The sequence below is a fragment of the Mesorhizobium sp. ES1-3 genome, from assembly GCF_020164795.1.
In the GTDB taxonomy this organism is placed as follows: domain Bacteria; phylum Pseudomonadota; class Alphaproteobacteria; order Rhizobiales; family Rhizobiaceae; genus Mesorhizobium.
The window spans coordinates 88,071-110,086 of record NZ_JAIUGW010000012.1 but is presented as its reverse complement, the minus strand read 5'-3'; the positions used below and the strand labels follow the sequence as shown (position 1 = coordinate 110,086).

The 22,016-nt window shown below is 63.9% G+C and carries 24 protein-coding genes; 16 read left to right on the top strand and 8 right to left on the bottom strand.

All coding sequences use genetic code 11. The annotated features are described in order from the left end of the window. The first annotated feature begins 24 nt into the window (after nucleotides 1–24). The 6 genes from LB536_RS18005 (at nucleotide 25) to LB536_RS17980 (ending at nucleotide 4,809) form a co-directional block, all read left to right on the top strand. Complete coding sequence (locus LB536_RS18005; RefSeq protein ID WP_140754248.1) at nucleotides 25–216, top strand: twin transmembrane helix small protein; 192 nt, start codon at nucleotides 25–27, stop codon at nucleotides 214–216. Nucleotides 217–234: 18 nt separating this feature from the next. Beyond that, entirely contained in the window at nucleotides 235–816 is a 582-nt protein-coding gene (locus tag LB536_RS18000) for a cob(I)yrinic acid a,c-diamide adenosyltransferase (RefSeq protein WP_140754250.1), read from the top strand. Nucleotides 817–846: 30 nt separating this feature from the next. Continuing rightward, on the top strand, nucleotides 847–1,647 hold the full coding sequence (locus LB536_RS17995; RefSeq protein WP_224595105.1) for a rhomboid family intramembrane serine protease: 801 nt from the start codon (nucleotides 847–849) through the stop codon (nucleotides 1,645–1,647). Between the two features lie 236 nt (nucleotides 1,648–1,883). After that, nucleotides 1,884–2,633 carry an electron transfer flavoprotein subunit beta/FixA family protein gene (locus tag LB536_RS17990; RefSeq protein ID WP_140754254.1) on the top strand — a complete coding sequence of 250 codons (750 nt, stop codon included), beginning with the start codon at nucleotides 1,884–1,886 and terminating at the stop codon, nucleotides 2,631–2,633. Nucleotides 2,634–2,791: 158 nt separating this feature from the next. Continuing rightward, a complete protein-coding gene (locus LB536_RS17985) occupies nucleotides 2,792–3,721 on the top strand; it encodes an electron transfer flavoprotein subunit alpha/FixB family protein (protein WP_224595104.1) in 930 nt (309 codons plus the stop codon). Between the two features lie 209 nt (nucleotides 3,722–3,930). Then, nucleotides 3,931–4,809, top strand: coding sequence for a 3-hydroxybutyryl-CoA dehydrogenase (locus LB536_RS17980; protein ID WP_013892834.1), 879 nt, complete (start codon nucleotides 3,931–3,933; stop codon nucleotides 4,807–4,809). 9 nt (nucleotides 4,810–4,818) lie between these two features. Here the strand turns inward: LB536_RS17980 and LB536_RS17975 are convergent, their stop codons facing one another. Then, nucleotides 4,819–5,232 (bottom strand): diguanylate cyclase domain-containing protein, encoded by a 414-nt coding sequence (locus LB536_RS17975; RefSeq protein ID WP_224595100.1) that lies wholly within the window; start codon nucleotides 5,230–5,232, stop codon nucleotides 4,819–4,821. Between LB536_RS17975 and LB536_RS17970 the strand changes: the two genes are divergently transcribed. Continuing rightward, nucleotides 5,222–5,425 carry a hypothetical protein gene (locus LB536_RS17970; protein WP_224595094.1) on the top strand — a complete coding sequence of 68 codons (204 nt, stop codon included), beginning with the start codon at nucleotides 5,222–5,224 and terminating at the stop codon, nucleotides 5,423–5,425. The genes LB536_RS17975 and LB536_RS17970 overlap by 11 nt on opposite strands. Before the next feature lie 35 nt (nucleotides 5,426–5,460). Here LB536_RS17970 and LB536_RS17965 read toward each other — a convergent pair whose 3' ends face one another. Next, complete coding sequence (locus LB536_RS17965) at nucleotides 5,461–6,099, bottom strand: NrsF family protein (RefSeq protein ID WP_140754258.1); 639 nt, start codon at nucleotides 6,097–6,099, stop codon at nucleotides 5,461–5,463. Nucleotide 6,100: 1 nt separating this feature from the next. Further along, entirely contained in the window at nucleotides 6,101–6,652 is a 552-nt protein-coding gene (locus LB536_RS17960) for a sigma-70 family RNA polymerase sigma factor (RefSeq protein ID WP_140754260.1), read from the bottom strand. A 229-nt stretch (nucleotides 6,653–6,881) separates the two neighbouring features. On the opposite strand from LB536_RS17960, the gene LB536_RS17955 reads away from it, so the two are divergent. The 6 genes from LB536_RS17955 to LB536_RS17930 all read left to right on the top strand — a co-directional run bounded on the left by LB536_RS17955 (nucleotide 6,882) and on the right by LB536_RS17930 (nucleotide 13,460). Next, nucleotides 6,882–7,019, top strand: coding sequence for a hypothetical protein (locus LB536_RS17955; RefSeq protein ID WP_224595085.1), 138 nt, complete (start codon nucleotides 6,882–6,884; stop codon nucleotides 7,017–7,019). Between the two features lie 73 nt (nucleotides 7,020–7,092). After that, entirely contained in the window at nucleotides 7,093–8,139 is a 1,047-nt protein-coding gene (locus tag LB536_RS17950) for a hypothetical protein (protein ID WP_224595084.1), read from the top strand. Nucleotides 8,140–8,148: 9 nt separating this feature from the next. After that, nucleotides 8,149–9,501: a hypothetical protein gene (locus tag LB536_RS17945; protein ID WP_224595083.1), complete on the top strand. Its 1,353-nt coding sequence runs from the start codon at nucleotides 8,149–8,151 to the stop codon at nucleotides 9,499–9,501. 120 nt (nucleotides 9,502–9,621) lie between these two features. Continuing rightward, nucleotides 9,622–10,629: an iron ABC transporter substrate-binding protein gene (locus LB536_RS17940; protein ID WP_224595082.1), complete on the top strand. Its 1,008-nt coding sequence runs from the start codon at nucleotides 9,622–9,624 to the stop codon at nucleotides 10,627–10,629. Between the two features lie 171 nt (nucleotides 10,630–10,800). After that, nucleotides 10,801–12,381, top strand: coding sequence for an ABC transporter permease (locus tag LB536_RS17935; RefSeq protein ID WP_411966555.1), 1,581 nt, complete (start codon nucleotides 10,801–10,803; stop codon nucleotides 12,379–12,381). Further along, nucleotides 12,378–13,460 (top strand): ABC transporter ATP-binding protein, encoded by a 1,083-nt coding sequence (locus tag LB536_RS17930; protein ID WP_224595080.1) that lies wholly within the window; start codon nucleotides 12,378–12,380, stop codon nucleotides 13,458–13,460. The genes LB536_RS17935 and LB536_RS17930 overlap by 4 nt, the downstream gene beginning before the upstream one ends. Before the next feature lie 42 nt (nucleotides 13,461–13,502). On the opposite strand, the gene LB536_RS17925 is transcribed toward LB536_RS17930, so the two are convergent. The 5 genes from LB536_RS17925 to tlpA all read right to left on the bottom strand — a co-directional run bounded on the left by LB536_RS17925 (nucleotide 13,503) and on the right by tlpA (nucleotide 18,920). Continuing rightward, the gene (locus tag LB536_RS17925; protein WP_224595078.1) at nucleotides 13,503–14,603 is read right to left on the bottom strand and encodes a sn-glycerol-3-phosphate import ATP-binding protein UgpC; all 1,101 of its coding nucleotides are present in this window, start codon (nucleotides 14,601–14,603) and stop codon (nucleotides 13,503–13,505) included. 14 nt (nucleotides 14,604–14,617) lie between these two features. After that, entirely contained in the window at nucleotides 14,618–15,532 is a 915-nt protein-coding gene (locus tag LB536_RS17920; protein WP_140754277.1) for an ABC transporter permease subunit, read from the bottom strand. Between the two features lie 7 nt (nucleotides 15,533–15,539). Continuing rightward, on the bottom strand, nucleotides 15,540–16,424 hold the full coding sequence (locus LB536_RS17915) for a carbohydrate ABC transporter permease (protein ID WP_140754279.1): 885 nt from the start codon (nucleotides 16,422–16,424) through the stop codon (nucleotides 15,540–15,542). 103 nt (nucleotides 16,425–16,527) lie between these two features. Continuing rightward, nucleotides 16,528–17,880, bottom strand: a complete 1,353-nt coding sequence (locus LB536_RS17910) for an extracellular solute-binding protein (RefSeq protein ID WP_224595076.1) — start codon at nucleotides 17,878–17,880, stop codon at nucleotides 16,528–16,530. A 344-nt stretch (nucleotides 17,881–18,224) separates the two neighbouring features. After that, the gene (tlpA, locus tag LB536_RS17905) at nucleotides 18,225–18,920 is read right to left on the bottom strand and encodes a thiol:disulfide interchange protein TlpA (protein WP_224595074.1); all 696 of its coding nucleotides are present in this window, start codon (nucleotides 18,918–18,920) and stop codon (nucleotides 18,225–18,227) included. 35 nt (nucleotides 18,921–18,955) lie between these two features. Between tlpA and argH the strand changes: the two genes are divergently transcribed. The 3 genes from argH to lysA all read left to right on the top strand — a co-directional run bounded on the left by argH (nucleotide 18,956) and on the right by lysA (nucleotide 21,994). After that, a complete protein-coding gene (argH, locus tag LB536_RS17900; RefSeq protein ID WP_224595071.1) occupies nucleotides 18,956–20,356 on the top strand; it encodes an argininosuccinate lyase in 1,401 nt (466 codons plus the stop codon). 93 nt (nucleotides 20,357–20,449) lie between these two features. Then, on the top strand, nucleotides 20,450–20,656 hold the full coding sequence (locus LB536_RS17895) for a lipoprotein (RefSeq protein WP_015315543.1): 207 nt from the start codon (nucleotides 20,450–20,452) through the stop codon (nucleotides 20,654–20,656). Nucleotides 20,657–20,725: 69 nt separating this feature from the next. Beyond that, entirely contained in the window at nucleotides 20,726–21,994 is a 1,269-nt protein-coding gene (lysA, locus tag LB536_RS17890; RefSeq protein WP_224595068.1) for a diaminopimelate decarboxylase, read from the top strand. Nucleotides 21,995–22,016 lie beyond the last annotated feature (22 nt).

Below are 22,016 nucleotides of genomic sequence, written 5' to 3'. Positions count from 1 at the left end.
AGAAAAGAACTGGAAACGCAAAAAATGACCACCGTCTTCAAGATCCTTGCCATATTGGTCATGGCCGCCGTGGTGGTCGTGCTGATCAGGGGCCTCATCAACATGATGCGCGGCGGCTCCGGTATGACCTCCAACAAGTTGATGCAGACCCGTGTTCTGCTGCAGGCGGTGGCGCTGGCGCTGATCCTGCTGGCCGTGTATTTCACCCGCAAGTGAGGCCTTTCGGGAGGCGATGTGGTCAAGCTCAACAAGATCTACACCCGTACCGGAGACGACGGCACAACCGGCCTCGGCACTGGTGAGCGGCGGCTGAAATCCGATCTCAGGGTGGATGCCTATGGCACGGTCGACGAAGCCAATGCCTGCATCGGCATGGCTCGCGTGCACACCGCACAGAATTATCAGGCGATCGACGCCATGCTTGCCCGCATCCAGAACGACCTTTTCGACCTCGGCGCCGATCTCGCCGTGCCTGATGACGGCAAGCCGCTTGGCTACGAGCCGTTGCGCATCGTTGCCGCGCAGACCGACCGTGTCGAGCACGACATCGACCTCCTCAACAAGCACCTCCAGCCGCTGAAATCCTTCGTGCTGAACGGCGGCACGCCGGCGGCGGCTGCCCTCCATCTCGCCCGCACCGTGGCCAGGCGAGCCGAGCGGCTGATGGTGGCCCTGGCTCAGGACCCGGCCGAACACGTCAACCGCGACGGGCTGAAATACATCAACCGCGTCTCGGATTTCCTGTTTGTCGCCGCCCGGGCGGTCAATGACAATGGAAATGCCGACGTGCTATGGGTTCCCGGCAAGAACCGCTGAACGGACCGAAAGGCGGGGGGCCGACGACAAATGTTCATCCCGCTTTACGACACCAACAGGTTGCGCCATATCAGGCTGCAATATGTGACGATCGGGCTGATCGTCGCCAACGCCGTGGTCTATTGCGCCACGGCGCTCGGCGGCGAGAACTTCACCAATGCCGCCGTGCTCGGCCTCGGCTTCATCCCCTCCGTTGTTCACGACACGGCCGAGCTCGACCCTCGCTTTGTCATCATCCCCGAGAGCCTGAGCTACCTCACCTACTCTTTCCTGCATGCCGACATTTTCCATCTCGGCGGCAACATGCTGTTCCTTTGGGTGTTCGGTGACAATGTCGAGGACGCGCTCGGCCACATCCGCTACCTGATCTTCTATCTCCTGTGCGCCATCGCCGGAGCCGCTTTCCAGGGGCTCGTCGCCTGGGATTCGCAAGCGCCGCTGATCGGCGCCTCGGGCGCCATTGCCGGCGTGGTCGTCGCCTACCTGATCCTCTATCCCAGGGTGAAGGTGTGGGTGCTTGCCTTTGCCCGCATCCCGTTGCGCATTCCAGCCTTCATCCCGCTCGTCCTGTGGGTGGCGTTCCAGGTCGTCATGTTCGCGGCCGGTGGCGAGGATCAAATCTCCTGGGCCTGCCACATCGGCGGCATCATTGCCGGCGCGGTCCTGGTGCTCGTCCTGCGCAGTCGCGGCGTGCCGCTGTTTGCCCCCGCTGACGAGGATGCCGTGGTTCCGACCCCCGAACAGCAGCCGGCAGTTGGCGAACCGGCGACGCCCGAAACGTCCACCACTGCGGCGCGCTGGGGTCGCGGAAACCCTTCTGGCCCAAACTGAACCGATTTGAGCTTGCTTCCAGCGTATTGACGACAAGGGTTGCCACAATTACGGAAACGTCTCCGTCGCAGCCCAAGGCGGTTAAGGAGCAGCCCCAAGGCGGGCAAAGACCAGAATTTCCATCCGGCCAGAATTCCGTCTGGCCGGAATTCAGTCAGGAATGTCGGCTTTCGACAACTCAGAAAGGGCGCAGGCTGCTATAGCGCGCCCGATTAGCGTGAAGAGGTGACAGGCAAATGAAGATCCTTGTGCCCGTGAAGCGGGTTGTGGACGCGAATGTGAAGGTTCGCGTGAAGGCCGATGGTTCGGCGGTGGAACTCGCCAACGTCAAGATGGCGATGAACCCGTTCGACGAGATCGCGGTCGAGGAAGCGATCCGGATCAAGGAAGCCGGCAAGGCCGAAGAGATCATCGTCGTCTCGATCGGCCCGCAGCAGGCGCAGGAAACGCTGCGCACCGCGCTCGCCATGGGCGCCGACCGCGCCATCCTGGTCAAGACCGACGAACAGACCGAGCCGCTCGGCGTCGCCAAGGTGCTGAAGGGCGTGGTCGAGGCGGAGAAGCCAGGCCTTGTCATTCTCGGCAAGCAGGCGATCGACGACGATTCCAACCAGACCGGTCAGATGCTGGCCGCCCTGCTTGGCTGGGCGCAGGGCACCTTCGCTTCCAAGGTCGTGCTCGAGGGCGACCATGCCAAGGTGACGCGCGAGGTCGACGGCGGCCTGCAGACGGTGGAGCTGAAGATGCCGGCGATCGTCACCGCCGACCTTCGCCTCAACCAGCCGCGCTATGCCTCGCTGCCCAACATCATGAAAGCCAAGAAGAAGCCGCTGGACGAGAAGAGCCCGGCCGATTACGGCGCCGACGTCAAGCCGCGCCTCAAGGTCATCAAGACCGAGGAGCCGGGCGGCCGCAAGGCAGGCGTCAAGGTCAAGAGCGTCGCCGAACTGGTCGACAAGCTCAAGAACGAAGCCGGCGTTTTGTAAGGAAATCCAATGAGGCCGGCCTGCAAACGGCCGGTCTCTGCGCTCGCCGAGGCGACGTACTGAAGTACGCTCCGCTCCGGTTCTCGAAACCAACCGTTTTCGGCTCTGCCTGACCGGATTTCAGGGAGCTTTGAAGACGAAAGTCAGGGACAGAACAAATGGCAATTCTCCTCATCGCCGAACACGATAACGCCACGCTTTCCGACCAGACCGCCAAGGCGCTTTCGGCCGCCCTGCAGATCGGCTCGGACGTGCATGTGCTGGTGGCCGGCAAAGGCGCCAAGGCTGCTGCCGACGCAGCGGCGAAACTGAAGGGCGTCGGCAAGGTGCTGCTCGCCGAAGCCGACGAACTCGCCGAGCGCCTAGCCGAGCCGACGGCGGCACTGGTCGTCTCGCTGGCTGGCGCCTACGACACGATCATCGCGCCGGCGACATCCGCCGGCAAGAACGTCGCGCCGCGCGTGGCGGCACTCCTCGATGTCGCGCAGGTCTCCGAGATCATCGAAGTGGTCTCGCCGGACACCTTCAAGCGTCCGATCTATGCCGGCAACGCCATCCAGACGGTGCAGTCGAGCGACGCCAAGAAGGTCATCACCGTGCGCACCGCCTCCTTCCAGGCGGCACCCGAGGGCGGCTCGGCTTCGGTCGAGACGGTTCATGCGGCGGCCAATCCCGGCCTGTCCACCTTCGTCGAGAACAAGCTGTCGGAGACCGACCGTCCGGAGCTGACCTCGGCCAAGATCATCATCTCGGGCGGTCGCGCGCTCGGTTCCTCGGAAAAATTCCAGGAGGTCATCCTGCCGGTCGCCGACAAGCTCGGTGCCGCCGTCGGCGCCTCCCGCGCTGCAGTGGACGCCGGCTATGCGCCGAACGACTGGCAGGTCGGCCAGACCGGCAAGGTCGTCGCCCCCGATCTCTACATCGCGGTCGGCATCTCCGGCGCCATCCAGCACCTTGCCGGCATGAAGGACAGCAAGGTCATCGTCGCCATCAACAAGGACGAGGAGGCACCGATCTTCCAGGTTGCCGACTACGGCCTGGTAGGCGACCTCTTCGTCATCCTGCCGGAGTTGCAGAAGGCACTTTGACGCTTCCGCGCAACCGTATTAAATTGCTAGGGGTGGGGTAGACGAAGTCACCCCGCCCTTTTAGTTTGCATCGCACAATAAGCAGCCCACAAGGCTGAGAGCAATTCCAGCGGCAGTGCGCAGGGGTTTTTGCGCCGGGAACTGCTGGAAAACAAGGAGATGGGGCGGTTCGCGATTCTGGCGAAAAACGCTCCGGACGGGATTGGGTAATGAGCAAGATCGAGACGATCGGCATCATTGGTGCGGGCCAGATGGGCGGCGGCATTGCCCACGTCTCCGCGCTTTCGGGCTACAAGGTGCTGATCTACGATATTTCGCCCGACCGTATCGAGAAGGGCATCGCCACCATCAGCGGCAACATGGCCCGTCAGGTGGGATCCGGCAAGCTCGACGAGAAACTCCGTAACCAGGCCATGGCACGCATCGCGTCGGCACCGGCGATGGCCGATCTTGCCGGCGCCGATCTGGTGATCGAGGCGGCGACCGAGGACGAAACCGTCAAGCGCAAGATCTATGCGCAGCTGTGCCCGCAGCTCAACCCCGAAGCGATCCTGGCGACCAACACCTCGTCGATCTCGATCACGCGGCTAGCCGCGCAGACCGACCGGCCGGAGCGGTTCATCGGCATACATTTCATGAACCCTGTACCGCTGATGAAGCTGGTCGAACTGGTGCGCGGCATCGCCACCGAGGACCAGACCTTCGAGGCGGCGAAGACCTATGTGAAGCAGCTCGACAAGACGATCACGGTCTCGGAGGATTTCCCGGCCTTCATCGTCAACCGCATCCTTCTGCCGATGATCAACGAGGCGATCTACACCCTCTATGAAGGCGTCGGCTCGGTCGATGCCATCGACACCGCCATGCGGCTCGGCGCCAACCATCCGATGGGACCGCTACAGCTTGCCGATTTCATCGGCCTCGACACCTGCCTGTCGATCATGCAGGTGCTGCATGACGGACTGTCGGATTCGAAGTACCGCCCCTGCCCGCTGCTGGTCAAATATGTCGAGGCTGGCTGGCTCGGGCGCAAGACCGGACGCGGCTTCTACGACTATCGCGGCGAGCACCCCGTTCCGACGCGCTGACGCGTCCGCTCACGAGGCCGCGGCGAGCTGCCTGGGCGATTCTGACTTGTCGATCTTGCCGTCCAGCGCCACGCAAACGCATCCGCGGCCGGCCGCCTTGGCCGCATAGCAGGCGGCGTCGGCCCTTGCGATGATCTCGTCGACTTCGCCGCAATTGGCGCAGATCGCCGTCAGCCCGATGCTGGCGCCGATTGCGTGGGGCCGGCTATCCCAGGTGAAGCCGAGGCCAGCTATCGCATCGATGATGGAGCGGGCCGCGATCCTCGCGCCAGCGGCCGAACCGGACTTCAGGATAACAACGAATTCGTCGCCACCCAGGCGCGCAACGATGTCTTCAGGATCAAGCACGCCGCGCAACGCCTCCGCGACCCGCTTCAGCAGGGCGTCTCCCGTAGCGTGACCGCCCGTGTCGTTGACCAGCAAGGTCGATGAACATGAACTGGTGGCGGTCTCCAGCCGTCGTGCAGTCCTTGCGCGCCTGATCGACCAATCCCTCCATGGCGCGGATGAAGCTCGAGCGATTGGCAAGCCCGGTCAGCGCATCATGGGCGGCGGCATGGGCAAGCTGGCGCTGCAGGCACCGGCGACATGGGAAACCGGCAAACTGCCGGCATGATTAAGGATCGGTATTCACCGGGCGCGGGTATCCTGCTACCAGCGCACGAAAAACCGCCCCCCGAGCGCGCCAAGCAAAGCGAGAGCCGCGATGGCGATCGTGTACCAGGTGGCAACGAAAAGCGGAGAATCGTCGAAGCAGTGCGCGGCATAGAAGGTCGCCGCCAGCCCGCCGGCAAGCAACCCCGCGACCGCGCCGGCAAGTACCGGCCGCGTCGGCGCGCCATAGCGCAGCATCCACAGGAAGATGGCCAACGGGCCGATGCCGATCAGCGGGATGAAGCTCATGCAGATCATCATGTTAGAGCCGATCATGCGCGTGCCCCACAGCGCCTGCGGCACCGCGAAGAGCTCCAGCACCACCGCCACCGCGACCAGCAGCGGCGCGGCGATCATTGCCGCCATTGCCCGGCCTGTCGCCGCACCCGGCGTCGACAGGGCTCGGATCAGGGCGAAGGCGCTGATGGCGAGCACGATGGTGAAAACAAACTTGGACAGGAAGCGCATCGTGTGCGCGGCCGCCATGAAGTCGGGGCGCGGCCCGATCGTCATCATGAAAACAGCGGCCGCGACGACGACGGCCGCGCCAGCCGCCAGCCACCAGGCGGAGCGCAATGGCATGACTTTGCTGCGGGTATCGGCGTCGAGCGCCTTGATGAGATCATCGGTCTTCATGTCATTCCCGCCCGAACCGCCCCTGTCCGAATCGCTTGGCTATGGCGGTGAGTCCCCGGTGCAGCGACACACGCACCGCCGTCTCGCTGATGCCGAACTTCGCCGCCGTCTCGCCGATCGAGCGGCCCTCAACGGACACGGCCGAAACCACGGAACGCTGTGCCGGCGGCAGCCCGTCGAGCGCCCGGTTGATGTCGCGCTCGCTGACCGTCTCGGTTTCCGGCTCGGCAAAAGTCTCGGCGATGTCGTCGACATCGATTTCAATGCGCCGCCCGCGCCGCCGGAACGCGTCGATCAGCTTGAAACGGGCAATCGCATAGATCCAGGGCAGCACCGGCGCGTCCTGGCGCCAGGTGTGTCGTTTCACATGAATGGCCAGCAAGGTTTCCTGCACGACATCCTCGGGGTCGACCCCGCCCTGCACGATCTTGCGCCTCGCAAAGCCGCGGATCAGCGCGGCAATCCGGTGGAGAAAGTCGGCATAGGCCTTTTCATCTCCCGCGATCGCGGCCCGCATCAGCCGGGAAAGCTCGGCCTCGTCCTTGCCGCTCACAAGAGTTCACTCCCCGATCTTCGCGCCTCGGCACTGATTTGTTACGTGGCCGGCGAAATAATGTCCAAGCCAAACTACGGGCAAATCACGAAAGTTTGCGGGATGGCCCGCGAAATTCCCTGACGGCTTCCCTGGTCCCCGGTCCGGGGCGTTGGAAACAGCGCGGGCCAAGCTTTGATTGACGTAAGGTAAACCCTTCTGTAGCGTCAAGGATCGGAGGGAGGCCGAAATGGATTTCATTGAACGCATTTTTGGATTTTCTCCCGACAATGGCTCGGGAACTTTCGAGAGCGGCCTTGTCATTGCGGCCATAGTCCTTGTCGCTGCCATCTACTTCCACAGAAGACAGGAATCACTGAAGAAATAGCCGGGAGAACCGGCGGGGACACGTCCGCCAGGAAATCACTACCGTTGCGTCCTCTCAGCGTGGGAAACACGACATGGCAGGATCTCTGGTCAACCACGTTAGAACCGCGGCACTGCTGTTGTTCGCCGCCGAATTCTGGAAGCGTCTTGCCGTCGGGCTAAAGATGCTGTTTGCGACGATTCGCATGCTGGTGTGCCGGCTGGCCAAGCGCCAGCGGCTGCCGAGCCCGGCGCAGAACGATTGCTATATCCAGCTGCCGCCCGACATCTACAAGCGCGCCGATCCTCTTCTCTATGCCCAGTACTATCTGATGGCGCAGGGTCTCGCGGTCACCTGGGACAATCCCGACATCGACATTTTCGACGGCGCCGCACCAGTCATCGGTGCGCTCCAGCCCTCTCGTACCTATCGCGTTCGCGTGCGTGTCTGGAACGGATCCTATGATGCGCCCGCCGTCGGCGTTGGAGTGGCGCTGTCCTACCTGTCCTTCGGCGCACAGACCGTTTCCCGTCCGATCGCCAACGCCGCCGTCAATCTCGGGGCCAAGGGCACGATCGATTGCCCTGCCTATGCCGAGTTCAACTGGACCACGCCCGCCACCGGTGGCCATTACTGCCTGCAGGCACAGCTTTCCTGGGGTGATGACGCCAACCCCGGCAACAACCTTGGCCAGAAGAACGTCAATATTGCCGAGACGCGCTCCCCGGCGAAGTTCGTCTTCAGCGTCCGCAACGAGGCCTCGGTCGTCCGGCGTTTCCAGATCGAGGCGGACTGCTACGGCCTGGCGAAGCTGCAGCCATGTGCCCCGCGCGGCCAAGGTCGAGACGAGCGCACGGACACCCCGCAGCCGCGGCTCGCCGAGAGCAAGGCGCGCTGGGCCAAGGCGCTCGAGGAACAGGCCTATGGCCGGTTTCCCGTTCCGGACGACTGGTCGGTCAGGATCGTTCCAAGAACGCTTTCACTGCAGCCGCGCCAGATAACCGAGATCACCGTCGAGATCGAACCGAGGGACGCAGGCTTCCGCGGCTCAAAGGCCTTCAACGTCCATGTCTTCGCGATCGGCGAAAGAGGATCGCGCACCATGACCGGCGGCGTGACGCTCACCGCCACGAAAGGCTGAGGCGTTCCGATGGCTTACAAGCACTATACGAGATGCTTTCTCTATCCGGCTGGTGGGAGGCCCTACAACGAGGACGACCGGTTGGCTTTCCTCGCCGGCCAGGCGCTGCAAATCATCGTCATCACCGGGCTGGCAGCCGCCTTCGGCTTGCTGCTGGGGCCGGTCGGCGCGGCACTTGCCGCGGCAATCGCGTTCCTGACGTCCGCCACCGCGACGATCGACAAGGCCGCCGGGGAATGGCTCGACCATCGCCTGGTCTGCCTCGACAAGGACAACCCGAAATGCGCCGTCGGCATCGTCTCCTACAATCCGTTCCGCAGCGATCTCGGCGCCTTCGACAACGACCAGTATTTCGACGTCATACTGATGCCGCATCCGACGACCGAAATCCTCAACGCCGAAACCAACGAGGCGGCTTTGGCCGCCGCCAATCGCTACAATGCCGACGGCACCGTCGTCGCGGAATTCGCCGCCAGCATCACGGCCCATCCGGCGAACGACATTCTCAACGACGGCTTTCAGGGTCATGAATTGCTGTTGCCGCGCGATGACCTGAAGGCGGATCTGGGCTACGCACCCGCCGACGATCATGCCCGCTGGGGCTTGCACTGCGAGGCCGAGGGCGACTTCTGGATCAAGATGCGCCAATGGGCGCCGGCCATCGTCATCCTGTTGACGGCGGCCCTGGTCGTCACGGCGGCCGCGGCGGCCGCCGGCGCCAGTGTCGGAGCGGCTGTCGGCTGCGCCATAGGGTCGTTCTTCCTGGGTGCGCTGGGCTGCGCCATCGGCTCGTTTCTGGGAGGATTGCTCGGAGCGGCCATTGGCGGCGCCATCGGCGGCGCGGCGTCCTACTTCGGTGGGGTCAAGCCGGTCCTGCAAGGGCTGTTCAACTGGAACCCCGGCAACGTCGAGGACGCCAATGTCGGCGACAAGGCGCTCGGCCCCATCAGGATGGGCGATCATGTCGCCGTCCTCGGCGAACATGTCTATGACGGCTATCACAAAGGCTGGCACGAGTTTCATCCGCTGATGGCGGTGGTCAAATTCGATGCGGCCGCCGGTGTCGACGCAAAACACTATCTTCAGTGGACCCCGGACTTTCCCGACACGGGCACAGCCCCGCCCAAACCGCCGGGCGAGACCACCGACCTCACCGCGCAGGATATGCGTGACGGACTTGGCAGCGCCGCGTTCAGGACACGCTGCGAAAACCTGCGCAGAACCTGGTGCGCCATGCTGAACGAAGCGTTCGATCCGGACACCAAACGAACACAGCAGGGGCTGGACCAGCGCTGGACCATTCATCCGATGGTCGATGGTTGCATCCCGCAGGAGAAGCCACCAGCACCGCATGTCGGGTGATGCCATCGGCGTCCGACACGCGAAACCGTGATAACGTCGATTGCCTTTCAATCTTGACTAACCCATTCATGAATTGATACTCGGACGCACCCGCACCGCGGACAACCCGAGGAGTAGCTTATGAAATCCCCCCTTCTTGCCCTGGCCAGCGTAGCGGCGCTTGCAATCAGCCTGGCCGCCGGTCCGGCGACGGCCGAAGATGCCGGCATCATCGTCTATAACGCTCAGCATGAAAGCCTGGCCAAGGATTGGGCCAAAGGGTTCACCAAGGAAACCGGCATCAAGGTCACCTTGCGCAATGGCGGCGACAGCGACTTCTCCAACCAGATCGTCGCCGAAGGCGCCGCCTCGCCCGCCGACGTGTTTCTGACGGAAAATTCGCCGGCCATGGTGCTGGTCGAAATGGCCGGCCTGTTCGCGCCGGTCGACGCCGACACGCTGGCTCAGGTCCCGCGGGACTATCAGGCATCCAGCGGCAGATGGGTGGGCGTCGCCGCGCGCAGCACCGTTTTTGCCTACAACACGACCAAGCTCAAGGCCGATCAGTTGCCCAAGTCGATGCTCGATCTCGCCGACCCGAGCTGGAAGGGCCGCTGGGCCGCCTCTCCCTCGGGCGCAGATTTCCAGGCCATCGTCAGCGCGCTGCTGCAGCTCAAGGGCGAGGCCGCCACAGCCGACTGGCTGAAGGCGATGAAGGAGAACTTCACCGCCTACAAGGGCAACAGCACCGTGATGAAGGCGGTCAATGCCGGCGAGATCGAAGGCGGCGTGATCTACCACTATTACTATTTCGGCGATCAGGCCAAGACCGGCGAAAACTCCAGGAACGTCGCGCTGCACTATTTCAAGAACCAGGATCCGGGCGCTTTCGTATCGGTCTCCGGGGGCGGCGTGCTGGCCTCGAGCAAGCATCCCAAGGAAGCGCAGGCCTTCCTGAAATGGGTGACCGGCAAGGGTGGCCAGGACGTGTTGAAGAACGGAACCTCCTTCGAATATGCGGTCGGCAAGGGCGCGCAGTCCAATCCGAAGCTGGTGCCGCTGGTCGATCTGCAGGCGCCGAAAGTCGACCCCACGACGCTGAACTCCAAGAAGGTCACCGACCTGATGACCGCAGCCGGCTTGCTTTAGTCATCGTTCTTCCTAATAAGGACGTCAAACCGTGCTCCTGCGGGAATTCACCTTCCGCGGCAGCGTTTTGTTCCGAGATGCATTCGTCCATGACGACACGCTGCTTATCCGACCGCGACCGTGGTCCCCTGATTGCCGCCGCCGGGCGGCATTGGCGCGGCGTGTGAGCTGATGCAGTCCGCGGTCGATCTCGCACGCTCGGGCCTGCCGCCCAAGATGCGCCGAAGGACGCAGCGGCGGGCGGCGCCCTGGCTTGTCGCCGCCGCCATATCAGTCTCCCTGCTGGCGTTGGTGCCGCTCGCTTTCATCATCTGGATCGCGGTGCAGACCGGCTGGGAGACCGTTTCGGCACTGGTCTTCCGGCCACGTGTCGGCGAACTGCTGGTCAACACCGGCCTGCTGGTGCTGCTGGCCGTGCCGATCGCCATCACCTTGTCGGTGACGCTGGCCTGGCTGACCGAACGCAGCGACCTGCCCGGTGCCCGGTTCTGGTCCTGGCTCTGCGTGGCGCCGCTCGCCATCCCCGCTTTCGTACACTCCTATGCATGGATCACCATGGTGCCGGGGCTGCACGGCCTGTGGGCCGGTGTGCTGGTCTCCGTCATTGCCTATTTCCCCTTCCTCTATCTGCCGGTGTCGGCGGCGCTGCGTCGCCTCGATCCTGCCCTGGAGGATGCCGCGGCGGCACTCGGCCTCGGACCCTGGCGCGTGTTCTGGCGTGTCGTGTTGCCGCAGCTCAGGCTCGCAATATGCGGCGGCTCGCTGCTGGTCGGACTGCATCTGCTGGCCGAATATGGCCTCTACGTCTTCATCCGCTTCGACACCTTCACCACCGCGATCGTCGACCAGTTCCAGTCGACCTTCAACGGCCCGGCCGCCAACATGCTGGCCGGCGTGCTGGTGACCTGCTGCTTCGTGCTGCTCGGCCTCGAAGTGCTGGTGCGCGGCGAGGAGCGTTATGCCCGTGTCGGCTCGGGTGCTGCGCGATACCAGCAACGCATGAACCTCGGCCGCGTCACCCTCCCCAGTCTGCTGCTGCTCGTCGTCACCACATTGCTGGCGCTTGGCGTTCCGTTCGTGACCATCGGGCGCTGGCTCCTCGCCGGCGGCGCCGATGTCTGGCGCTTCGACGAAATCGGCCTGGCACTCGGCCAGACGCTGTTCCTGTCGCTTGCCGGCGCGTTGCTTGCCACCGTCGCGGCGATGCCGATGGCCTGGATCTCGATCCGCGCGCCCGGACCGCTGCAGCGCCTTCTGGAGGGATGCAACTACATTGTCGGCTCGCTGCCGGGTGTCGTCATTGCGCTGGCGCTGGTCACCATCACCGTGCGCATCGCGCTGCCACTCTACCAAACCCTGTTCACCATCCTGGTCGCGTACTCCCTGATGTTCCTGCCGCGTGCCCTGGTCAGCCTGCGCGCGTCGATCGCGCAGGCCCCGGTCGAGCTCGAACGCGCCGCGTCCAGCCTCGGCCGGCGGCCGCTCAACGCGCTGTGGTCGACGACAATCCGCCTGTCGGCGCCGGGTGCCGCCGCCGGCATGGCGCTGGTGGCGCTCGGCATCATGAACGAATTGACCGCCACCCAGATGCTGGCGCCGAACGGCACCCGCACGCTGGCCATGGCGTTCTGGTCCTACAGCGGCGAGATCGACTACGCCTCGGCGGCCCCTTACGCCTTCATCATGGTGGCGATGTCGCTGCCCCTGACCTGGCTGCTCTACGTCCAATCGAAACGGATGGCCGGACGATGAGCTTTCTCGAACTCGGCAATCTGCACAAGCGTTACGGCCCGGTCGCCGCACTTGCCGGCGTCGACCTGAACGTCGCCAGCGGCAGCCGCACCGCGATCGTGGGACCTTCCGGCTGCGGCAAGACGACCTTGCTGCGGCTGATCGCCGGCTTCGAGGCGCCCGATCAGGGCCGCATCGTGCTCGACGGGCAGGTGCTGGCCAATGGCGGCACCGCTGTGCCGGCGTATCGCCGCGGTATCGGCGTGGTGGCGCAGGACGGCGCCCTGTTCCCGCATCTGACCATTTCGGACAACATCGGCTTCGGCATGGCACGGGACGACGACAAGCGCACCGAGCGCATCGTCGAGCTTGCCTACATCGTGGGACTCGACAAGGCGATCCTCAAACGCCGCCCGCACGAACTCTCCGGCGGCCAGCAGCAGCGCGTGGCACTGGCCCGCGCCATGGCGATGAAGCCGCGGCTGATGCTGCTCGACGAGCCGTTCTCGGCGCTTGACACCGGCCTGCGCGCCTCGATGCGCAAGGCGGTGGCCGAGCTTCTGGAGGCGGCCGGCATCACCACCATACTGGTGACTCACGATCAGGCCGAGGCGCTGTCCTTCGCCAGCCAGGTGGCGGTGATGCGCGACGGGAAATTTTCCCAGGTCGGTACGCCGCGCGAGCTTTATCTCAAGCCGAAGGACAGGATGATCGCCGAGTTCCTCGGCGATGCCATCATCCTGCCGGCGAGCATTTCGGGCGGCTTCGCCAGTTCGCCGCTCGGCCGCATCGCCGTCGACGCGCCGGACAGCCGCGATGTCGCCCGCATCATGCTGCGGCCGGAGCAGATCGGGCTCAAACGCACCTCGCGCGAGGGAATGTCGGGCACGCCCGATATGTTGTTCGGCGAGGTGACGGAGTCCGAATTCGCCGGCTCGACATGCACGATCGCGGTGCGGCTCCTGAACAGCCCCGATCCGCCGGACGCCGCCGCGATCGGCGGCACGCCGCTGATCCTGCGCAAATCCGGCATGGACGCGCCGGCGGTCGGCGAGATCGTGCGGCTGACCGTGTCGGGCAAGGCGCACGTCTTCTCTTGAGCTCGACGGCTGAAGGCGCAGAACCCACGCGCGTATCGGAAATCAAAGCGCCGGTTCGGGCACGGAAGCCTTGAAGACATCGAGACGGGTGCCTGTCTCCGACGAGAAGAAGTGCATGTCGTCCGGCGAGATCTTCAGGCCGACGGTGCTGCCGGGCTCGGGGTGAACGGCCTCCGAGGTCATCACCGAGAACGGCGCGCCGTCGAGGTCGACATAGATGACCCGCCCCGCGCCAAGTTCCTCGACGAGGTCGACAGTGGCATCGAGCGCACCGGCTGTTCCCGGTGCCACTAGCCGCACCGCTTCCGGCCGGATGCCCATCGCGACCTTCGTGCCGACCGGCAGGCCGGCGCGGGCCATGGCCAGGCGGCGGCTGCCGCCGAGCAGCGACAGCCCGTCGAGTTCGACCGTGCCTTCAAGGATGTTCATGGCCGGCGCGCCGACGAAAGTGGCGACGAAGCGGCTGGCCGGGCGGGTGTAGATTTCACCTGGCGTGCCGACCTGTTCGACCCGTCCGCCATTCATCACCACCAGCCGGTCGGCCAGCGTCATCGCCTCGACCTGGTCGTGGGTGACGAAGACGGAGGTGGCGTTCAGCCGGCGATGCAGCTTGCGGATTTCCGAGCGCATCTGCACGCGCAGCTTGGCGTCGAGATTGGACAGCGGCTCGTCGAACAGGAAGACCTTTGGCTCGCGGATCATCGCGCGGCCCATGGCGACGCGCTGCCTCTGGCCGCCGGAAAGCGCCATCGGCTTGCGATCGAGCAGATGCTCGAGCTCCAGCGTGCGGGCCACCGCCTGGATGCGCTGCGTGCGCTCGGCCGAGGGAACACCGGCGACCTTGAGCGAATAGCCGATGTTCTGGGCCACGCTCATATGCGGATAAAGCGCGTAGTTCTGGAACACCATGGCGCAGCCGCGTTCGCGCGGCTCGAGCTTGTTGACTACCGTGCCGTCGATGGCGACCGTGCCCTCGGAAATCTCCTCCAGCCCGGCGATCATCCTGAGCAGCGTGGACTTGCCGCAGCCGGACGGCCCGAGGATGACGACGAATTCGCCAGAGGCGAAGTCGAGATCGACGCCATGCACGACCTGCGTCTTGGCATAGTTCTTCTTGACGCCGCGTATTGCGATGGAGGCCATCTTTTGTCTCCTTGTTACTTCTCGGTGGCGATCAGGCCGCGCACGAACCAGCGCTGCATGAGCACCACGACGATCAGCGGCGGCAGCATGACGATAAGCGTTCCGGCCATGGCGATGTTCCATTCCGGAATGCCGCCGACATTGGGGATGAGCTGCTTGAGTTCGGTGACCGCCGTCGCGTGCGACTGGTCGGTGGTGATGAGCAGCGGCCACAGATACTGGTTCCATGCCCACAGGAACATGATGGTGCCGAGCGCGGCCATGTTGTTGCGCGACAAGGGCAGCAGGATGTCGATGAAGAAACGCAGTGCGCCGGCGCCGTCCATGCGCGCCGCCTCGGTCAGCTCGTCCGGCACGGTCAGGAAGAACTGCCGGTAGAGGAAGGTGCCGGTGGCGGTGGCGATCAGGGGCAGGATCAGCCCGGTATAGGAATTGAGCAGCCCGAGGCTGAGCGAAACCTCGACGCCCGAGACCTTCCCGATCAGCCAGCTCAGCCCGGTGAGGTCGAGGATGGTCTGGTAGGGCGACAGCACATTGGCGACGACCGCGTAGGTCGGCACGATGCGCACTTCCAGCGGCAGCATCAGCGTGACGAAGATCAGCCAGAAGATGAAGGTGCGGCCGGGATAGCGGAAATAGACGATCGAGAAGGCGGTCAGCGCCGAGATGATTACTTTGCCGGCCGCGACCCCGGCAGCCATGATGAAGCTGTTGAGCAGCTTGGGGCCAAGGTCGGCTGTCGTCCACGCCGTCTTGATGTTTGTCCAGAAATCGTTGCCCGGCAGCAGCGACATCGGCACGTCGTTGACATCCCTGAGATTGTGCGACGCGGCCACGGCCACAACCACGAACGGCGCGATGCAAAGTACAAAGCCGACAAACAGGATCAGATGGGTGAAGAAGTTGAGAAACGGGGTGCGCTCGACCATATCAGTCTCACCTGTAGTGCACGCGCCGCTCGATGAAGCGGAACTGGAAAATGGTCAGCACGACGATGAGCAGCATCAGGATGATGCTCTGCGCGGCGGCGCCCGAATAATCGAGGCCTTTGAAGCCATCGGAATAGATCTTGTAGACCATCAGATTGGTGGCATTCGCCGGGCCGCCCGCCGTCATGATGTCGACGATGCCGAACGAATCCTGGAAGCTTTCCGTGATGTTGATGACCAGCAGGAAGAAGATCGTCGGCGTGATCAGCGGGAACTGGATGTCCCAGAAACGCCTCATGACCCCGGAGCCGTCCATCGCGGCGGCTTCGATGAGTGAGCGCGGGATGGCCTGGAACGCGGCGAGGAAGAAGATGAAGTTGTAGCCGACATATTTCCACGAGAAGGCGATGATGATCGAAGCCATGGCATCGGTGCCGTCGAGGCCGGGATCCCAGAAGCCGGGCCAGACCTGGTTGACCACGGCCATGAAGCCGGCTTCCGGCGCCAGGATGAAGCGGAACGCCATCGCCAGGGCCGGTGCGGCGATGCCGTAGGGCCAGATCAGCACCACGCGATAGAGACGCGAGCCGGCAAGCTGGCGGTCGGTGAGCGCGGCGAGCACGAGCGCGACGAACATCGCAAGCCCTGTGCTGATGCCGGCAAAGACAAGGCTGGCGGTAATCGAGTTCCAGTAATCGGCGTTGGCCAGGATCGAGCGGAAATTGTCGAGCCCAACCCAGATGTTGCCGCCGCCCCAGGGCTGCTGCAGCGTCAGTGACCAGTATACGGCCTGGCCGGCAGGCCAGTAGAAGAACGTGAAGATCAGGAGGAGCTGCGGCACCGCGAAAAGGATGCCGATCGTCCAACTGCCGAAAGTGACGCGTTTTTCCATCGGTCCGCCGTGGCCGCGGAACGGCCAGCCCAAAGCAAGATAAGATTATATACGAAACGGCCGCCCGTCGAATCTCGGCGGGCGGCCTCGGCAATCTTTGAAATCAGGGCAGGGTCTTGCCCGGATAGGTCTGCTGGAAGCGGTCGAGGATGGCGTTGCCGTTCTTGACCAGCGTGTCGAGGCCTTCCTGCACGCTGACCTTGTTGGCGAAGATCGCCTGCATCTGCGTGCCGAACTCGGCGCGGATCTGGGTGAAATTACCCAGGCGGATACCGCGGGTGATTTCGGTGGGCTCGGACGCGGTCAGGCTGGCGATCGCGACTTCGCGGCCCTTGTAAGGCGCCTTGTCGTAGAAGCCCTGGGCCTTCATGTAGTCGAAGCCCGACTTCGTCACCGGAATGTAGCCGGTGTTGGTCGACCAGAACAAGGCGGTCTTGGGATCGTGGATGAAGTTGAGGAACGCGGCCGCGCCCTTGTACTCGGCGTCCGACTTGCCGGAGAGCACCCACAGCGAAGCGCCGCCGACCAGCGAATTCTTGCGCTCGGTACCGGCATAGACCGGCAGTTCGGCGACATCCCACTTCATGCCTTCCTTCTGCGTCTTGCCGACAGTGCCGTGATCGCCGACCGAGGTCATGATCACCTGGCAGGTGCCCGAGGCGAAGGCCTGGACCATGTCCTGGCCGAGGTCCTTGGACTTGATCTTGATCAGGCCGGCGTCATACCACTTCTTGAGGTCGGTGACGTACTGGACGAACTTGGTCTTGTTGACCTCGAGACGCGCATCGAGGCCGTCATAGCCGTTGTTCTTGGTGGCGATCGGCTGGTTGTGGATGGCCGAGAACTGCTCCATCAACTGCCAGCTTTCATTGGCCGAGATGTTGATCGCCATCGGGCATTCATAGCCGGCGTCCTTCATTGCCTGAAGGTCGGCGCCGACGTCTTCCCAGGTCTTGGGCGCCTCGGTCTTGCCGATCTTGGCGAAGGCGTCCTTGTTCCAGTACATCAGCGCGGTCGAGGAATTGAACGGGAAGGACAGCATCTCGCCCTTCGAGGTCGCGTAGTAGCGGGCGATGCCGGGGAAGTAGTCGGCGTAGTCGATCTTGTAGCCGTTTTCTTCCATCAGCTTGTCGGCGGGCTTGTAGGCGCCCGACAGCATCATCGTGGCGGTGCCGACGTCATACACCTGCACGACGGCGGGCTGTTTGCCGGCGCGGAAGGCGGCGATGGTGTTCTGCAGCGTGGCGTCGTAGTTGCCCTGGCTGGTGCAGACGACTTCATAATCGGACTGCGAAGCGTTGAAGTTCTTGCACAGCGTATCGACGACGCGGGCGAGGTCGCCCGACAGGCCGAACCAGAAGTCGAATTTTACCGGCTCCGCAAAGGCAGGAACCGCGAGCGCGGTGCTGAGCGCGCCTGCGGCAAGGGCAGCGAGGCCCCGCTTGATGATCATCATGGTTTCTTCCCTCTTGAATGACTGTTGACAAGGGTCTTGCGCAAGTCCTTGCCCGCTCTCTTAGAGAAGGTATGTGACAGTTCTGTTGTGGCCTCCCGGGCCTGTGGACAGCTGGTCTTTCCTCCCCCTCGGCGGTTGCGCCAGCATGAAAGCGTTACACCGGCGCCTTAGGTAGCTAGGGCGGCTCTCGCGGACGTAAAGACCGTTATGGTTATCCGGCTAAAGGGACGACGAAGTGCTGGTGAGATGAGACCTGACCGGCCACGGCAAGCGCACTGCGATGCGCACCGACCGCCATGATGGCAGCCTCGTCCTGCTCGAGCCGAGCGGGCGCTCGGTCTAGCTCACGACCCGAGCGCCGTCTCGACCAGCCGCTTGGCGTCGGGCCCGGACCATTCGGCCGGACCGTTCATATGGGCGATCAGGCAGCCGTCGCCGTCGATCAGCATGGTGACGGGCAGGCCGAGCGCCAGACCGCGCGCCTTGAGGTCGTTGAACAGCGTCATCGTCGAATCCCGGTAGTAGCCGAGCGTGTGCACACCGGTATCGGCGAGAAACTTCTTCGGCTTCACATCGTCGCCGGCATCGACGTTGACGGCGACGACCTGAAAGGCGTCGCTGCCTTTCTCCTTTTGCAGCGCATCGAGCGCCGGCATTTCGGCACGGCATGGCGCGCACCACGTAGCCCAGAGATTGAGCAGCACCGTCTTGCCGGCATGGTCGGCGATCGTCATCGGCTTGCCGTCCGGACCGTTGAAGGCGAGGCTCCTCATCGACTGCGGCGGATCGGCCGGCAAAAGTGCCGCGACCTCGCCGGTGGCCGCGGCCGCGACCTTCTTGGCGCGATCGCTCTTGGCGGCGCAGGCGACGTCGTCCTTGCTGCTGCTTGCGGCTACTTGGGGCGCGGCGTTTTGGGGCGCGGCGTTGTTGCCAGACCGGCTCTCGCTGACATATACCGCGACCGCGCCGGCCAGCGCTCCCGCCACCAGGGCGGCGAGGATCAGGCGCGGGGTCGGGAAAAATCTGTTTCCGTCTGCCATGTTATCAAAACTGCTCCGAAGCACGGGTTATAGCCATGAGCGACAAAAAGACCAGCAACCAGATGTGGGGCGGACGATTTGCCTCGGGTCCGGCCGCGATCATGGAAGCGATCAACGCGTCGATCTCGTTCGACCGCAAACTCTACGCGCAGGACATAAGAGGCTCGATCGCCCATAGCGAGATGCTGGCGCAAACGGGCATTATTTCGGCGTCCGATCAAGAAAAAATCGCTCACGGGCTGAACACGATCCTGAAAGAGATCGAAACCGGCAGCTTCGAGTTTTCGACGAAGCTGGAAGACATCCACATGAATGTCGAGGCCCGCCTCGCCGATCTGATCGGGTCGGCGGCCGGCCGGCTGCACACCGCGCGTTCGCGCAACGACCAGGTGGCGGTCGATCTGAGGCTCTGGGTCAAGGACGAATGCTTCCGTGTCGCCGAGGCGTTGAAAGGCCTGATCATGGCCCTCCTGGCGCGAGCCGAGGAACATGCGGCGACCGTCATGCCGGGCTTCACCCATATGCAGGCGGCGCAGCCGGTGACCTTCGGCCATCATTGCATGGCCTATGTCGAAATGTTCGCGCGCGACCTGTCGCGCGTGCGCGACGCCATCGAACGGATGGACGAGAGCCCGCTCGGCGCCGCCGCCCTTGCCGGCACCAGCTTCCCGATCGACCGCCACCAGACCGCCAGGGCGCTCGGTTTCCGCGAGCCGATGCGCAATTCGCTAGACAGCGTCTCCGACCGCGATTTCGCGCTGGAGTTCCTCGCCATGGCTGCGATCTGCGCCACACATATGTCGCGGCTGGCGGAGGAGATCATCATCTGGTCGACGCCGCAATTCGGCTTCATCAGGCTGTCGGACAGCTTTTCCACCGGCTCTTCGATCATGCCGCAAAAGAAGAACCCCGACGCTGCCGAACTGGTGCGTGGCAAGACCGGCCGCGTCAACGGCCATCTGATCGGGTTGCTGACGGTGATGAAGGGCATGCCTTTGACCTATGGCAAGGACATGCAGGAAGACAAGGAATCGGTGTTCGACGCCGCCGAGACGCTCGACCTGATGCTGGTGGCGATGACCGGCATGGTCTCGGACATGACGGTCAATGCCGCCGCGATGAAGAAGGCCGCCGGCTCTGGCCACGCCACCGCCACCGACCTCGCCGACTGGCTGGTGCGTAGCTTGGGTCTGCCGTTCCGCGAGGCGCATCATGTCACCGGCCGCGCGGTGGCGCTGGCCGAAGACAAGAAGGTCAGCCTGGAGAAGCTTTCGCTGGAGGATCTGCAATCGATCAACCCCGGCATCACACCCGACATATTCTCGGTGCTGGCGGTGCAAAACTCGGTCAAGAGCCGCACCAGCTTCGGCGGCACCGCGCCATCGGAAGTGCGGAAGCAGATACGCGCCTGGAAAAAGCGCATCGCCAAGGCGTGATCCCCGATTTTGCGATCAGCAATATGCGGGGTGCAATACGCTGAGAACTCGGCTAAAAGCGGCGGCTGGCAAACGTTTCGGACGGATGGATCAATGACCGGAAGCAGGATTTTGGTGACGCTGACGCTGCTTGCGGCGCTTGCCTCCGTGACCGCCTGCGGCCGCAAGGCCGGTCTCGACACGCCCTACGAGGCGGCCGTCCAGGCGCGCAAGGATGCCGAAAAAGCCCACCAGCCCGTGCCGCCGGAACCGGAAAAACCGGTCGTGGACAAGAAGTTCATCCTCGACCCGCTGATCTAGCCCCGATGAAGGCGGGATTGGTCCTTCCAAACCCGATCGCATCGTGCCCCAACTTCCGGAACCACTCTCGTGAACCATTTCGACTACCGCGACGGCGTGCTGCATGCCGAGGACGTGGCGATCCCTGATATCGCCGCGCAGGTCGGCACGCCGTTCTACTGCTATTCGACGGCGACTCTGACCAGGCACTATCGTGTCTTCATCAAGGCCTTTGCCGGGCTCGACACGCTGGTCTGCTACGCCATGAAGGCCAATTCCAACCAGGCCGTGCTGCGTACCCTGGCCAGGCTCGGCGCCGGAGCCGACGTGGTCTCGGAAGGCGAACTGCGCCGGGCGCTGGCCGCCGGCGTCCCACCGAGCAAGATCCTGTTCTCCGGTGTCGGCAAGACGGCGCGTGAAATGGACTTTGCGCTGGAGGCCGGCATCCTTTGTTTCAACGTCGAATCCGAGCCGGAACTCGAACTTCTGTCGGCACGCGCCTCGGCTCTCGGCAAGGTGGCGCCGGTCTCGCTGCGCATCAATCCCGATGTCGACGCCAGGACCCACAAGAAGATCTCAACCGGCAAGGCCGAGAACAAGTTCGGCATTCCGTGGCAGCGGGCGCGCCAGGTCTATGCCCGCGCGGCTACGCTTCCGGGCATCAGGATCACCGGCATCGATACCCATATCGGCAGCCAGATCACCGATTTGCAGCCCTTCGACGACGCCTTCGCCCTGCTTGTCGAGCTGGTCGGCGCGCTGCGCGCCGACGGCCACGCCATCGAGCATATCGACCTCGGCGGCGGCCTCGGCATTCCCTACCGCGTCGACAACAACCCGCCCCCGTTGCCCGACGCCTATGCCCAGATCGTCCGCAAGCATGTGACCAAGTTGGGCCTGAAGGTGATGTTCGAGCCGGGCCGACTGATCGTTGGCAATGCCGGCATCCTGGTGTCGGAAGTAATTTTCGTGAAGGAAGGCGACGCCAAGAACTTCCTCGTCGTCGACGCCGCCATGAACGACCTGATCCGGCCGACGCTCTACGACGCCTTCCACGAAATCAGGCCGGTCGTGCAGCCGCCGGCCGATACGCCGCGCATGATGGTCGACGTGGTCGGCCAGGTCTGCGAGACCGGTGACTATCTCGGCCTCGATCGCGACCTGCCCAGGCTGAAGGCGGGCGATCTCGTCGCCGTTTCCACCGCCGGCGCCTATGGCGCGGTCCAGGCCGGCACCTACAACACCCGTCTGCTGGTCCCGGAGGTGCTGGTCGACGGCGACCGTTTCCATGTCGTGCGTCCGCGGCTGACCTATGAAGAGCTGATCGGCCTGGATTCCGTGCCGGACTGGCTTGCATAGACCGGAAACTCTGTACGGGGAG

Bases quoted from the DNA above. Each gene is read 5' to 3' on its own strand.
- LB536_RS17990 (WP_140754254.1), top strand. From the start codon at position 1,884: ATGAAGATCCTTGTGCCCGTGAAGCGGGTTGTGGACGCGAATGTGAAG.
- LB536_RS17940 (WP_224595082.1), top strand. From the start codon at position 9,622: ATGAAATCCCCCCTTCTTGCCCTGGCCAGCGTAGCGGCGCTTGCAATC.
- LB536_RS17925 (WP_224595078.1), bottom strand. From the start codon at position 14,603: ATGGCCTCCATCGCAATACGCGGCGTCAAGAAGAACTATGCCAAGACG.
- LB536_RS17910 (WP_224595076.1), bottom strand. From the start codon at position 17,880: ATGATGATCATCAAGCGGGGCCTCGCTGCCCTTGCCGCAGGCGCGCTC.
- LB536_RS17920 (WP_140754277.1), bottom strand. From the start codon at position 15,532: ATGGTCGAGCGCACCCCGTTTCTCAACTTCTTCACCCATCTGATCCTG.
- LB536_RS17950 (WP_224595084.1), top strand. From the start codon at position 7,093: ATGGCAGGATCTCTGGTCAACCACGTTAGAACCGCGGCACTGCTGTTG.
- LB536_RS17965 (WP_140754258.1), bottom strand. From the start codon at position 6,099: ATGAAGACCGATGATCTCATCAAGGCGCTCGACGCCGATACCCGCAGC.
- LB536_RS17995 (WP_224595105.1), top strand. From the start codon at position 847: ATGTTCATCCCGCTTTACGACACCAACAGGTTGCGCCATATCAGGCTG.
- LB536_RS17985 (WP_224595104.1), top strand. From the start codon at position 2,792: ATGGCAATTCTCCTCATCGCCGAACACGATAACGCCACGCTTTCCGAC.
- LB536_RS17895 (WP_015315543.1), top strand. From the start codon at position 20,450: ATGACCGGAAGCAGGATTTTGGTGACGCTGACGCTGCTTGCGGCGCTT.
- LB536_RS17980 (WP_013892834.1), top strand. From the start codon at position 3,931: ATGAGCAAGATCGAGACGATCGGCATCATTGGTGCGGGCCAGATGGGC.
- LB536_RS18005 (WP_140754248.1), top strand. From the start codon at position 25: ATGACCACCGTCTTCAAGATCCTTGCCATATTGGTCATGGCCGCCGTG.
- LB536_RS17930 (WP_224595080.1), top strand. From the start codon at position 12,378: ATGAGCTTTCTCGAACTCGGCAATCTGCACAAGCGTTACGGCCCGGTC.
- LB536_RS17915 (WP_140754279.1), bottom strand. From the start codon at position 16,424: ATGGAAAAACGCGTCACTTTCGGCAGTTGGACGATCGGCATCCTTTTC.
- LB536_RS17945 (WP_224595083.1), top strand. From the start codon at position 8,149: ATGGCTTACAAGCACTATACGAGATGCTTTCTCTATCCGGCTGGTGGG.
- tlpA (WP_224595074.1), bottom strand. From the start codon at position 18,920: ATGGCAGACGGAAACAGATTTTTCCCGACCCCGCGCCTGATCCTCGCC.
- LB536_RS17955 (WP_224595085.1), top strand. From the start codon at position 6,882: ATGGATTTCATTGAACGCATTTTTGGATTTTCTCCCGACAATGGCTCG.
- argH (WP_224595071.1), top strand. From the start codon at position 18,956: ATGAGCGACAAAAAGACCAGCAACCAGATGTGGGGCGGACGATTTGCC.
- LB536_RS17935 (WP_411966555.1), top strand. From the start codon at position 10,801: ATGCAGTCCGCGGTCGATCTCGCACGCTCGGGCCTGCCGCCCAAGATG.